Here is a 12,469-nt window from a genome sequence, read left to right as displayed (position 1 = left end):
CTTATCTCCTCACGTGGTCACGATCGCCTCGACCCGATGTCCTGGGGCGATGGTGACGAGTTGCGGATCGGGACTGGGGGCGGAGCCGGTCTGGATGACGGTATAGCGCGGGGTGCCGGCGCGGATTTCCTCGGCGGTGAGGAATGTGCGTTGCCGCTTTTCGCGCGGATTGGTCGCCGGGATCGCATCGAGCAGTGCGCGGGTATAGGGATGTCGCGGATCGGCGAAGAGACGCGCGGTCGGCGCTTCCTCCACAACCCGGCCGCGATACATGACGACGACACTGTCGGTGAGCGATTTGACCGTCGACAGATCATGGCTGATGAAGAGGATCGACAGCCCGAGTTCGGCCTGCAGGTCCTTGAGGAGATTGATGATCTGCGCCTTGACCGTCACGTCGAGCGCCGAGGTTGGTTCATCAGCGACGAGCACGGTGGGCTCGAGGATCAATGCCCGGGCGATGGCGACGCGCTGGCGCTGGCCGCCGGACAGTTCGTGCGGGTAGCGGCTGGCAAAATTGCGCGGGAGCCCCACCCGTTCGAGCCAAGCGAGCGCTTTCTGGGTTTGCTCGCGCGATGAACCGATCCCGTGAATATGGAGCGGCTCAGCGATGATCTGGCTCAGCGTCATCATCGGATCGAGCGCGGAATAGCTATCCTGAAAAACGATCTGCATGCGCTTTCGGAAGGGGATCAGTGCCGCTGCGTCCAGCCCCGAAATATCGGTACCATCGACCAGGATCTTGCCCCTGCTCGGCTCCGTCAGGCGCATGGCCATGAGGCCGGTTGTGGTTTTGCCAGAACCGGACTCCCCCACCAGAGCCACGATCCGGTTGCGCGGCAGGACCACATCGACCGACTTTACCGCCTGGAACTCGCCGTGAGTGACGCGAAAACCGCTGCGGCGGCGCGTGTGATAGGATTTCGCGAGACCGCGCAATTCGAGCGCCGGCGCCACCGCGTCCGGGTCGCCCTTGGATGGTTCGAAGCGCGAATGAAGGCTCGCCAGCAGCGCCTTGGTATAGGCGTGCTTGGGTGCTTCGAAGATTTCGGTAACCGGCCCCTCTTCCATGATCTCGCCGCCATACATGACGACGACCCGATCAACTGTTTCGGCGATGACGCCGAGATCGTGGGTGATCATGATGAGAGCCATGCCGAATTCGGCCTGCACTTTTTTGATCAACTGCAGGATCTGCGCCTGAATGGTGACGTCGAGCGCCGTGGTCGGCTCGTCGGCAATCAGCAGTTTCGGACGGCAGGACAGTGCCATGGCAATCATGGCGCGCTGCAACATGCCACCGGATAATTGATGCGGATAGTATTTCAGAACATCGGCTGCATTCTTGATTTCGACCCGCTGCAAAAGCTGCTCGGCTTCCGCCAGAGCCTCGCGTTTGCCGATCTTCCGGTGCGCCTGAATTGTCTCGGCGATCTGATGGCCAATGGTGAAGACCGGATCAAAGGCCGTCATCGGATCCTGAAAGATCATGGCCGCGGAACGACCACGCAGCCGCGCCAGGTCCTCCCTATTTGCCTTGAGGACATCGACGCCATCGAGCCGCAACGTGATTGCCTCAACTTCCGCGGTCGCGGGCAGCAGCCGCAGCAGCGCTGAACAGCTCACGGATTTACCGGAACCGGATTCCCCGACAATGCCGACGCTTTCGCCTTCATTGACGCTGAAGCTGACATGGCGAACCGCATCGACCCGGCCACCATATTGGCGAAAGCTGACGCGCAGGCCTTCGATTTCGACGAGAGGCATGAATAGGCCCTTGGTAGAGGGCGCCTCCCGATCAAAGCCGGGAAGCGCGTTGGGCGAGGAGCGACTACTGCTTCGTGATGTGCGTGAAGAAGTAGTGGCCGAGACGATCGAGCTGAGTGAAGCCCAGCGAATTTGGCTGTACGCCATCGCCAGTCAACTGATCGGACACCACCGCAATGGTCACCGGATGCACCAGTGGCACGATGAGGCCCTGGTCGATCATGAGCTGCTCGGCTTCCGCATAGAGCTTGTAGCGCGTGTCCCAATCGCTCTCGCTATCGGCCTTGGCGACGATCTCATCATATTCGGGAATGAAATAGCCGTGGCGGCCGCCATTGTAGAAGATGCCGTAGAAGTTGGACGGATCGAGATAGTCGTATTCATAAGGGGCAATGAAGATATTGTTCTTCTTGCCGCGAAGACCATCCATCCATTCGGGCCCTGGCAAAGCGCGGATGTTGAGGGTGATCCCCAGCACTTCCTTGAACTCGGCCTGCAGATACTGCGCCATGGCCGGCACGATCGCCTTGTTGTATCCGCCCTCGTCGCGGTACCAGATTTCGACATCCGGGAAGCCTTCGCCATTGGGGAAGCCCGCATCGGCGAGGAATTTCTTGGCCTTTTCCGGATCGAACACGGCTTCCGCCGCGATATCGGGATTGTAGCCAGGATAGCCGGGCGGCAGGATCGAGCCGGCCGGAATGGCGATGTCCTTGAGGACCGTCGAGGTCAGCTCGTCGCGGTTGACCGCATAGTAGAAGGCACGGCGGACATTGACGTCGTTGAACGGCGCGGCATCGAGATCGTACGAAATGTACGAGGTCGCGAAAACCGCGTTCTTGCGGATGCCGTCGGGATAACGCGACGTTGCGACGGGCACCTGTCCGGTATTGAGGAAGGAATAGTCCGCATCGCCGGCAAGGAAGGCCGGGAGGCCGACTTCAGGCGCATTGAGCGTCGGATCGAGTTCGAGCCGGTCGATCATTGGCGACCAAGGGCCCGTATAGGTATCGGACTTGGTCAGAACGACGGAATTGTTCGACTTTTCCCAGCTCTCGATTTCGAAGGGGCCCGAGGACACGATGGTCGAGACATCGAGCGACCAATCGTCACCCAGTTCATCGACCTTGTGCTTCGGCACGGGATACCAAAGGCTCGTCACCGATGGCAGATAGGGCTTTGGCGCGACCGTCGTCACTTCGATTGTGAGATCATCGACCGCCTTGAGCCCAAGGGTCGACACGTCTGCCGTGCCTTCAGTGACTTCCTTCCAACCCTTGATGCCGCCGGCGAAGTCCCAATACCAGGCAAAATCGTAGCCGGATGTCGCGGCGTGCTGGAGCGCAAAGACAAAGTCCTCAGCGGTCAGCGGCTCGCCGTCCGACCACACAAGGCCGGAGCGCAGTTTAAACGTCCACGTTAGACCGTCTTCCGACTGGGTCCAGCTTTCCGCCGCCATCGGCGTCAGTTCGAATTCCTTGTCGAAGGTCGCGATCGGGATCTGCAGCAGTTCAGAGCCGGTGCCGCGATCGTAGACCGTTTTCATGTAGTCCATATAGGTGCCGGCGGTGCTGCCGCTTGGCGCAACAACAGTCGTTTGGGCGAATGCCGGTATTGAAAGCGCCGTGGCGGCGACCAACACGCCGGCCAGTCTCACAAGTGTATTCATAGAGCTCCCTCCTTAATCCAGAGCCAGATGGACGTTCCCTCATGCGCCGTCGGTGCAGGCATTTGGCCAGCAAGAGACGGTCGCTCTCTTGACGCCGAACCCCCCTCAGGTCCGGCGCTGCGCGCGATCTGATTTCCTTAACAATGGTCTAATGACATATGTCTGACAAATAGAACTGGACTTGGCAAGGCGTGAATCCGCGCTCTCGTCTGCATCCCGTTGGATTGCCTTTAGGTCCGGTTGATGCTCGGCTATTGAAGGCTCATGATCCGCGCTCGTCTCCTCACCGTCATCTCCGGAATTTTGGTGGTTCTCGCCGCGGGGGCCAGCGTCCTCATCTGGAACCTGGCGAATGCCTATGAGAGTTTTGACGCGACTGCGCTGTCTCTTCAGGGTCGGGCATCCGCTCTCGTTGAGCAGCACATCGCCCTCTCGACGGCCTTGGCCGCTATCCTGCAATCCGGCGACGGACAAATGTTTCAGGATGCCGCGGAGGCAATCGAGGCCGCTTACCCACGTGTGATTTCAATCGAGGCCACGTCATCCGAGACGAGTGGGCTCAAAGCCGGGCGGGGAGAGCAGTATAGTTTCATCACTGTGAGCGAGGGACGTGGTGTCGACCTGACGATCGACGCAGGCGATCTGCTCCCGCAAGACCTCGGCGATATCGTCGCGAACCTTGCTTTGCCCGGTGGCACGCTGCTGGTGGGACCGCCAATTGCAGACCCCGAATTTGTGGGGACCTTGGAAAGCGCGAGCCAACCGCTGGTCCTGTCCGCAACGGTTGTTCCGGAACTAACATCGCTCCTGCCAATCTGGCCCACGCTGGCGGTGAGCGGATTGACGCTTGTTATTTACTGCCTCGCTCTCATTGCCTGGCAGCAGTGGCATACGGCCCGTCGCGCTGAGCGCCGCGCGCTTCGTGGCGAAAATCTTGCGCGTCTTGAACATGCTTCGCGCGTCAATGGACTGGGTGAGATGGCGAGCGGGATTGCGCATGAATTGACCCAGCCCCTGACCGCAATCCTAAGTCAGGCGCAGGCGGGGCGCCGCCTGCTGGCGCGCGGCGACGTGGCGGTGCTGGAACCAATCTTGGACGAGACTATCCTTCAAACCAAGCGCGCCTCGGCAATCCTTGCCAAGCTGCGTCAATGGGTGCGGCTTGAAAATCATGAGTCCGCGGTGGTCTCCTTGGCTGACGCGATAAGCAGTGTCGAAAGTCTGGTGCGGGGCGATCTCGCGGCGCGGCACATCAACCTGGTGCAGGTTCACGCCGATCCGCTGCTGACGGTTCGGGCCGACGCGGTTCAACTGGAACAGGTCATCTTCAACTTGGTGCGCAACGCCATGGACGCCATCGCGGACGCTAGGGGAACAATCACCGTGTCAACGCGGCGCGATGGCGAGACGGCGGTAGTCGATATCGTGGATACCGGACGGGGCGTGGACGACAGTGTAAAGGCGCATCTGTTCGAGCCATTCATAACCAGCAAACCTGCCGGCATGGGGCTCGGGCTGGCTTTGTGTCAGCGGCTCGTCGAGCGTATGGGCGGCAGTCTGAGTTATGTCGAGAGCGAAAACACTACCTTCCGGATTGTCCTGCCGGTTTCAGGGAGAGCAGAGTGATGGACATCGTTCACCTCATCGATGACGACCCTGCCGTGCGCAAAGCTCTGGCACTGCTGCTTGAAACCGTTGGATTGAAGGTTTTCAGCTTTGAAGGCCCAATGAGCTTTCTGGCGCAATTGCCTCATCTCGGTGCCGGCGTCGTCGTTCTTGATATGCGCATGCCGGTAATGTCCGGGCTGAAACTGCAAGAGGAATTGCGCAGTCGGAACATTGCCTGGCCGACGGTGCTCATAACCGGCCATGGCGATATCGATGCGTGCCGTCGTGCCTTTCGAAACGGCGCGGTGGATTTTTTGACCAAGCCTGTCGACGAGCAAGACCTGATCGAGGCGATCCAGCGCGGCCAGGAGGTGCTCTCTGAAATCTCGCAGCGGAACGCCGAACATTCCGAATTTCGCCTATTGCTGGACCGGCTGACGCCGCGTGAGCGCGACGTCCTTGCTTTGATCTCCAAAGGTCTCGCGACCAAGGACATCGCGTTGGCGCTTGAGCTATCCCCAAGAACCGTCGAAAGCCATCGATCCTCCATTTGCGCCAAGATCGAAACGACCTCGGTGGTCGAATTGACCCGCGTCTGGAACGCGGCCGGCGCCGCCACTCCGTAGAACTACGGAAGTCCTCGGCAGGCCTCGCCATGGTGCTCAGAGCGCCCTGCCCTCAAATGCCTCGCAACAGCGCCGGAGGCAATTTTGGGGATGAATTTCTACGCACCGATCAACTGGTTGTCGCATCGGCTACCAGGCAATCTCAAGGGACAGAACGTCGTCGGCATCGCCATCGGTGCCGTGGCGCTTTACGCATTGGCCCTGTCGGCATTCGAACTGATCGGCGCGACGGATCTGCGGCTTGCGACCGGCGATTTCCTCCAAAATGGCAGCAAGGACGATCCGCTCTACGAAGCGGGTAGTTCCCTTGGCTTTTATGCCGCTTTGCTTTTTGCGCTGAATTTCATTCTCGCGACGCGCTGGCATTGGATGGAGAGGCTTTTTGGTGGCGCCAGCCGGGTCTATGCGCTTCATACTTTTGCCGGCAAGACAGCGCTTACCTTCGTCGTGCTCCATACTGGCGCGCTGGTGGTGCAGGCCCTTCCGAACTGGAGCCTCGTCGCGACCTACATGCTGCCGGGGCGTGACTGGGCCTATACGCTGGGCATGGTTGGCACCTTTGGCCTTCTGATCCTCGTAGCCATGACCATCTGGATGAAGATGCCCTATCGGCGTTGGCTCAAAACCCACAAGCTGATGATCATCCCGTTTCTTGGGGGCACCGTGCATGCGATCATGCTGCAGGGGGATTGGTATATGATCCTGACCGTCGCCGTGGGCACCTATGCGTGGTTCGACAGCGTCTTCCTGCAGCCCCGCCGCGGCGTCCGAGTGAGTGTGCAATCGGCAGAGACTTTTGGCGATGTACGTGAGCTGGTCTTTGCAGGCACCACGTCATTCGTCCCCGCGCCCGGTAAGTTTGTGCTGCTCCGACTGGGTCAAGACCGTCACCCGTTCTCGATCTCCGGCATCGACGATCAGGGCAGTGTCCGCCTGTCGATCAAAATGGCGGGGCCATTTACAAAGGGCTTGGCTGAGCTCGATGCCGGAAAAGAGGCTATTCTCCATGGTCCCTATGGGCATTTTGGCGAAGATATTCTCTCGAGCTCCGCGCCCCAGTTATGGATCGCCGGCGGGATAGGCATCACCCCGTTTTTATCCGCCCTGCAGGCCCTATCCAAAACGCGTCCGGAGCAGGTTATCCATCTCATCTGGTCGGTTCGCGGCGAGGAACAGGCGATATACAAAGCTGAAATCGAAGCACTGATGGCAGCGCTGCCCAATGGCCGTTTCACCATCCACGACAGCACCATCAAAGGTAGGCTTGCCGCAGTCGATGCTCTCGAAGGCGCGCCGCGGACACAGCGCGTCTTCCTTTGTGGGCCGAGCGCGATGACAGATGACCTCAAAACCCAGCTTGAATCAGCGGGGCTGCGGAGCGAGGAAATCATCACCGAGCGTTTCGAATTTCGTTAGGTTTGGGCGGCACCGTCAGCGACGGCGCGTGGTCAGAGGCCAGCTTACTGCAACAAAGACCAGCCCCACTGCGACAAGGATAAAGGCTGTACTGAGGGTCCAGTGTTGGGCAATGAAGCCGATCGCCGCGGGGCCAGCCAAGATACCGGCATAGCCGAGCGTCGTGATAGCCGCGATGGCAAGGCTCGCCGGCATGCGGGTCTGATTGCCCGCAGCGGTAAAGAGAACCGGCACGATATTGGACGCACCCAGGCCAACGAGCAGGAAGCCGGCAAAGGCCAGAGGCTGGGCCGGCGCAAACACCGCAAGAAGAAACCCGGCAGCGGCGAGGAGCCCGCCGATAACGACGACTTTGGTGCCGCCAAGGGCCTTGACGATCTTGTCGCCTGTTAACCGTCCAAGGGTCATGGCAATGGCAAACATGGTGTAGCCAAAGCCGGCCTGAACAGGATCGACCTGATGGGTGCCGATGAGAAAGAGAGCACTCCAATCGAGGATCGCGCCTTCGCCAAGGAAAACCAGGAAGCACAGCAGGCCAATGAAGATGACGATGCCCTTGGGAACGACAAAGAGCGGCGTATCGCCGGCTTCACGGTTGCCATAGGGCAACAGGCCGGAAAAGGAATAGACCAGCAAAACTGCAAGCATGGCGCTGATCGCGAGAGTGGCAGCCAGCGGGCTGACGCCAAAGCCGAGCAGCAGGCTTACTCCACCAGCGCCGACAATGCCGCCAAGGCTGAAGAGGCCATGGAAGCCGGACATCATATTGCGTCCGCTGTCCTTTTCGACCATGACCGCTTGGATATTCATGGCGACGTCCACTGTTCCGACGCTTGCCCCGAACAGGGCAAGAGCTATGGCAAGGCCCGGAACGGTATCAACCACGGCGAGGAACGGCACGACGATCGCGACGGCTATCGTGCTCGCGACGATGATGGCGCGGCAGCCGAAGCGGCTGGCCAGCACGCCGGTGATCGGCATGGCGACGATCGACCCCAATCCCAGACACAGGAGCAACAGGCCAAGCGCGCCGTCTTCCACCCCGACCCGCGCCTTGGCGAAGGGGACGAGCGGCGCCCAGGCCGCCATGGCGAGCCCGGCAACGAGAAAGACTGCTCGGGTCGCCCATTGTTCCCTTGTTCCCGAAAGGACGTGATGCGTTTCGCTTGGCGCGGCAGGTGTTGCAGACATGGCTTTTAACTCGTGACGGTTGGCGTCGTTTAGACGCGATTGAAGACGGGGCGGGCAGAGACAGCGATGATCAGCATCGCCGCGCAAAGCAGGAAAAATGCCGTTTGCAGGCTCGTGGCGTGGGCAATCAGCCCGATCGCGGCAGGCCCGGCGATGATGCCCACATAACCAACGGTCAGGACCGAAGCGACCGCGAGGTTTGCCGGCATATGACGGGTTTGGCCGGTGAGGGTAAAAAGGATCGGCGCGATGTTGGATATGCCGGCGCCCACCAGCAGAAAGCCGACAAGGGCTGCGCCTGCCGTGGGCAGGAACAGACTGGCGAGAAACCCAGCCATAGCCAACATGGCGCTGGCGACCAGCAGGGCGAGATCGCCGAATGCCATGCGCAGCCTATCGCCAAACAGTCGGCCGATAGTCATCGTTATCGCAAAGGCAGTGTAGGCAAAACCAGCCAAGCTTATATCGGCGCCGTGGGCTTCGACGATAAAAAGGGCGCCCCAATCCAGCACGCCGCCTTCTGCAAGCATGGCAAGTAGACTGAGCGCACCGATCGCCAAAACGATGCCTTTGGGGATGACAAACGCCGGGGGCTTGGCCCCGCGCTCTTCACGATAGGGCAGAAGGCCCGGTCGGGCGACAACAAGGAGGCCCAGCATAAAAATGGAAATAATGAGCGCCGCTGCATAGGCAGGCACGCCCACGCTCAGCAACACCGCCATGCCACCAGACCCCAGAATACCGCCGAGGCTAAACATGGCGTGAAAGCCGGACATCAGCGATAGTCCCGCATCGCGTTCGACAAGAACCGCCTGGAGGTTCATCGACACGGACGTGCAGCCCATGACCACGCCAAAGCCGACCAGGGTTGCTGCCATAAGCAAGACCGTGTCCACAGTGGCCAAAAGCGGCAGGACAATGCAGAGGCCCGAGGCGGAGATGGTGATGACTTGCCGGCACCCGAACCGCGACGTGAGAAAGGCTGTCATCGGCATGGCTAAAATGGACCCGACGCCCATGCACAAAAGGAGGAGGCCCAACGCACCCTCGTCGACGCCGAGCCGAGCCTTGGCCAGCGGCACCAGTGGCGCCCATGCGCCGAGCACGATGCCGCCCAAGGCGAAGATGAGCCTTGTCGCTATCCGATCGTTGCCCCGTATCAGTCCCGTGCCATGCATGCTTGTTCTCCACTCGCGAATTACGCTATGACAAAAGATGCATAAACATGCAAGAACATGAATGAACGAGAAGATCCATGCTAACTGATGAACGGCTCGACGCTATTCGCCAATTGCTGAGCGAAAACGGTAAGGTGCTGGCCAACGATCTGGCGGCGAAGTTTGGGGTGTCGGATGACACGGTCCGCCGGGATTTGCGCGAACTTGCACGTTTGGGCCATTGCCGCAGGGTTTATGGCGGTGCTCTGCTCCCCGCCCCCGATACCGGATCTTTGTCAGTCCGGACGACGGACCGGGCCGATCAGAAAGCCCGGCTCGCCACGGCGACGGCAGCTCTGGTCAGAAATGGACAGACGATCTTCATCGATGCCAGCTCAACCAATCTCGCCATTGCGCAGGCCCTGCCGAAAGATCTGACGCTGATGATCGTTACCAACGCGCCGGCGATCGCTACGGCACTGTCGAAAAATCCCAAACACACGATCATGGTCCTTGGTGGTCTCTACGATCAGTCCAAAGGCGCCTGCCTCGGCCTTCAAACCATTCGCGAGGCAGAGCAAATCTTTGCGGACATGTTTATCCTCGGCGCCTGCGGCATAGACACAGCGCTCGGTGTAACGGCCCTCGACGCCAGCGAAGCCGAAATCAAGCGCGCCATGATAGCCCGCAGCAGCCTCCTTACCATCGCCGCCACCACCGACAAACTCAGCACCATCGCGCCCTTCAAACTGGCCGACGCGGCGCGCATCGATCACCTCGTGCTAGAAGCTGGAGCGGCCGACCCAGAGCCGTACCGACGCCTCGATGTCGAGGTGCATCTTGTGACGACGGATGGTGTGCCTTGACACTGCTTTCATGCGCAATGGCGTCGTGGTCAGGCTGCCTATCTTTCGCCGAAACTCGATCGGGACGATAACGCTTGGAGCCTTGTCGGCCTCGGTCACCGCTCCCGCAACTAGCGCGGCAGACTAACCGCAAGCGGCCTACCATGCGAAAGCGACGGATGCAGAACGCTGGTCAACAGGAGCATGGGGATGGGGGCGATGGCCCGCGTCCGATATCACCTGATCGTCACCCACCCAGCCTCTTCGTGGCTTTGGGCCATGGCGTGGACTGTTCGTTCGATTTCCAGTCCGTTCGCGAAGTCGATCACCCTACCCTTTTGGCCCCCTATGGTTTGGAGAAGCTCGTGGCATTCGATGACCTTGAGGTCATTGAAGCCGAGGCCGTGGCCGGGGGCTGGGATGAAGCGGTCATAAGGTTTGTGGGCGGGGGCCGAGAGGATGGTTTGATAGCCTTGGGCGGTGGAGGGGCCGGTGGCGCGGTAGAGCTGCAATTCGTTCATCCGCTCCTGATCGTAAACGAGGCTGCCGGCGGAGCCGAAGATCTGGAGCGCTATGCGGCCTTTGCGGCCCCAGGCCGAGCGGTTGACCGACAGAACGCCGCTGATCTCGTCGATCTCGAAGAGGACGCTGGCAATATCGAAGGTTTCGACCGGGCGGCGGCTGCCGTCTCTCAGAGGGCGATCGGCATAGGGCTTGGACTGGTGCGCAAAAACGCGCGTCGGATTGCCGAACAGGACCTGGAGCAGGCTCAGAGTGTGCACAGCAAAATCGTCGAGTGCGCCGTAGCCGGAACTCGCTTCGCTCTTCCAGTAGAACAAGGCCTCTGGATCGGCCATGAAGTCCTCGTCCATTTCGACGCGGACATGGTTGACCGTGCCGATCGCGCCGGAGGTGATCAGCTCTTCCATCTGCCGGATGAGCGGGTTCTGGATGTAATTATAGCCAAGGATGGCAACCTTGCCGCTGGCGCGCGCAGCGGCTTCCATGCGCTGCGCTTCGGCAAAGCCCACCGCCATGGGCTTTTCGCACCAGACATGCTTGCCGGCCTCAAGCCCGGCAATGGCCATCTCGGCATGGAAGGCATTCGGGGTGGTGATAGAGACGACGTCCACATCCGGATTGTTGATGAGTTCGCGCCAATCCGCCGTCGCCCGCTCGAAGCCGAACTCGTTGGCGCGTTGACGGGCAAGATCGATATTGGCCTCGGCAAGATGAATGAGGCGCGGCCGTGGGCCGGAACCGAATACCGATTTCACAGAACTCCAGGCCAAGGCGTGGCATTTGCCCATATAGCCGGTGCCAATGAGGCCGACGCCGATCGTGTCTGTCATGATATCCTCGAGAGAAACGAGATGGCGGAGCGCTTTCGGCGCCCCGACTATTCTTCAGATTGTGCCGCCGAGCGAACCGCTCAATTCGGCAAGTTCGGCGCCGCCGGCCATCATATCCTGCAACTGTTCGGGCTGAAGTTCGCCCTTGCGGGCAGTGCCGAGTGTCTTGCCGCGATTGAGCACGGTGAAGCGGTCGCCCACGGCCATGGCATGGCGAACATTATGGGTGATGAAGATGATGCCGACGCCAGTCTTGCGCACGCGATCGATCGTTGCGAGGACATGGGCGGTTTGCCGCACGCCAAGGGCGGAGGTCGGCTCATCGAGGATCAGCACCTTGGCCCCGAAATAGACGGCGCGGGCGATGGCGACAGTCTGCCGTTCGCCGCCTGAGAGCGTGCCGACGGCCTGGTCAGGCTCCCGCAAACTAATGCCCATGCGGCGCATTTCTTCGAGCGTGACCCGATTGGCCTTGTCCATGTCGAGGAACTGAAACGGTCCCCAACCTTTGCGCGGCTCGCGCCCCATCCAGAAGTTTCGCGTGACGGACATGAGCGGGATCATCGCCAGGTCTTGATAGACTGTGGCAACGCCTGCGGTCATGGCATCGCGCGGATTGGCGAAATCGACCTTCTGGCCATTCATGCGGATTTCGCCCGAGGTCGGCTTGTGGACGCCGGCCATGGTCTTGATGAAGGTCGATTTGCCGGCACCGTTGTCGCCGAGGAGGCAATGGCATTCACCGGGCATGACAGAAACCGAAACGCCGTTGAGCGCGATGACGGGGCCGAACTGCTTCTTGATATCGATAAGTTCGATGAGGGGTATATCGGCCATG

At 60.3% G+C, this 12,469-nt stretch carries 10 protein-coding genes; 4 read left to right on the top strand and 6 right to left on the bottom strand.

What is annotated here, in order from left to right; translation table 11 throughout:
• Window positions 1–9 precede the first annotated feature (9 nt).
• Both ASG47_RS19050 and ASG47_RS19045 read right to left on the bottom strand, forming a co-directional pair.
• The gene (locus tag ASG47_RS19050) at window positions 10–1,767 is read right to left on the bottom strand and encodes an ABC transporter ATP-binding protein (RefSeq protein ID WP_061911828.1); all 1,758 of its coding nucleotides are present in this window, start codon (window positions 1,765–1,767) and stop codon (window positions 10–12) included.
• A gap of 64 nt (window positions 1,768–1,831) precedes the next feature.
• The gene (locus ASG47_RS19045; RefSeq protein WP_061911827.1) at window positions 1,832–3,436 is read right to left on the bottom strand and encodes a peptide ABC transporter substrate-binding protein; all 1,605 of its coding nucleotides are present in this window, start codon (window positions 3,434–3,436) and stop codon (window positions 1,832–1,834) included.
• A gap of 306 nt (window positions 3,437–3,742) precedes the next feature.
• Between ASG47_RS19045 and ASG47_RS19040 the strand changes: the two genes are divergently transcribed.
• The 3 genes from ASG47_RS19040 to ASG47_RS19030 all read left to right on the top strand — a co-directional run bounded on the left by ASG47_RS19040 (window position 3,743) and on the right by ASG47_RS19030 (window position 7,086).
• Window positions 3,743–5,062: a sensor histidine kinase gene (locus ASG47_RS19040; protein ID WP_162236056.1), complete on the top strand. Its 1,320-nt coding sequence runs from the start codon at window positions 3,743–3,745 to the stop codon at window positions 5,060–5,062.
• Window positions 5,062–5,670 (top strand): response regulator transcription factor, encoded by a 609-nt coding sequence (locus ASG47_RS19035; protein ID WP_200913620.1) that lies wholly within the window; start codon window positions 5,062–5,064, stop codon window positions 5,668–5,670. The genes ASG47_RS19040 and ASG47_RS19035 overlap by 1 nt, the downstream gene beginning before the upstream one ends.
• A 90-nt stretch (window positions 5,671–5,760) precedes the next feature.
• Window positions 5,761–7,086: a ferric reductase-like transmembrane domain-containing protein gene (locus ASG47_RS19030; RefSeq protein ID WP_061911824.1), complete on the top strand. Its 1,326-nt coding sequence runs from the start codon at window positions 5,761–5,763 to the stop codon at window positions 7,084–7,086.
• Between the two features lie 15 nt (window positions 7,087–7,101).
• On the opposite strand, the gene ASG47_RS19025 is transcribed toward ASG47_RS19030, so the two are convergent.
• Both ASG47_RS19025 and ASG47_RS19020 read right to left on the bottom strand, forming a co-directional pair.
• Window positions 7,102–8,277 carry an MFS transporter gene (locus ASG47_RS19025; RefSeq protein ID WP_061911823.1) on the bottom strand — a complete coding sequence of 392 codons (1,176 nt, stop codon included), beginning with the start codon at window positions 8,275–8,277 and terminating at the stop codon, window positions 7,102–7,104.
• A gap of 29 nt (window positions 8,278–8,306) precedes the next feature.
• On the bottom strand, window positions 8,307–9,455 hold the full coding sequence (locus ASG47_RS19020) for an MFS transporter (RefSeq protein WP_061911822.1): 1,149 nt from the start codon (window positions 9,453–9,455) through the stop codon (window positions 8,307–8,309).
• Window positions 9,456–9,532: 77 nt separating this feature from the next.
• On the opposite strand from ASG47_RS19020, the gene ASG47_RS19015 reads away from it, so the two are divergent.
• Window positions 9,533–10,300 (top strand): DeoR/GlpR family DNA-binding transcription regulator, encoded by a 768-nt coding sequence (locus ASG47_RS19015; protein ID WP_061911821.1) that lies wholly within the window; start codon window positions 9,533–9,535, stop codon window positions 10,298–10,300.
• Between the two features lie 215 nt (window positions 10,301–10,515).
• On the opposite strand, the gene ASG47_RS19010 is transcribed toward ASG47_RS19015, so the two are convergent.
• A complete protein-coding gene (locus ASG47_RS19010) occupies window positions 10,516–11,631 on the bottom strand; it encodes a Gfo/Idh/MocA family protein (RefSeq protein WP_061911820.1) in 1,116 nt (371 codons plus the stop codon).
• Between the two features lie 54 nt (window positions 11,632–11,685).
• Window positions 11,686–12,468 (bottom strand): ATP-binding cassette domain-containing protein, encoded by a 783-nt coding sequence (locus tag ASG47_RS19005; protein ID WP_061911819.1) that lies wholly within the window; start codon window positions 12,466–12,468, stop codon window positions 11,686–11,688.
• Window position 12,469 lies beyond the last annotated feature (1 nt).

Source organism: Devosia sp. Leaf420, assembly GCF_001425445.1.
In the GTDB taxonomy this organism is placed as follows: Bacteria; Pseudomonadota; Alphaproteobacteria; order Rhizobiales; family Devosiaceae; genus Devosia.
The sequence above is the reverse complement of the archived record's forward strand: the minus strand, read 5'-3'. Positions and strand labels throughout refer to the sequence as shown.

Bases quoted from the DNA above. Each gene is read 5' to 3' on its own strand.
- ASG47_RS19015 (WP_061911821.1), top strand. From the start codon at position 9,533: ATGCTAACTGATGAACGGCTCGACGCTATTCGCCAATTGCTGAGCGAA.
- ASG47_RS19035 (WP_200913620.1), top strand. From the start codon at position 5,062: ATGGACATCGTTCACCTCATCGATGACGACCCTGCCGTGCGCAAAGCT.
- ASG47_RS19045 (WP_061911827.1), bottom strand. From the start codon at position 3,436: ATGAATACACTTGTGAGACTGGCCGGCGTGTTGGTCGCCGCCACGGCG.
- ASG47_RS19050 (WP_061911828.1), bottom strand. From the start codon at position 1,767: ATGCCTCTCGTCGAAATCGAAGGCCTGCGCGTCAGCTTTCGCCAATAT.
- ASG47_RS19020 (WP_061911822.1), bottom strand. From the start codon at position 9,455: ATGCATGGCACGGGACTGATACGGGGCAACGATCGGATAGCGACAAGG.
- ASG47_RS19005 (WP_061911819.1), bottom strand. From the start codon at position 12,468: ATGGCCGATATACCCCTCATCGAACTTATCGATATCAAGAAGCAGTTC.
- ASG47_RS19010 (WP_061911820.1), bottom strand. From the start codon at position 11,631: ATGACAGACACGATCGGCGTCGGCCTCATTGGCACCGGCTATATGGGC.
- ASG47_RS19030 (WP_061911824.1), top strand. From the start codon at position 5,761: ATGAATTTCTACGCACCGATCAACTGGTTGTCGCATCGGCTACCAGGC.
- ASG47_RS19025 (WP_061911823.1), bottom strand. From the start codon at position 8,277: ATGTCTGCAACACCTGCCGCGCCAAGCGAAACGCATCACGTCCTTTCG.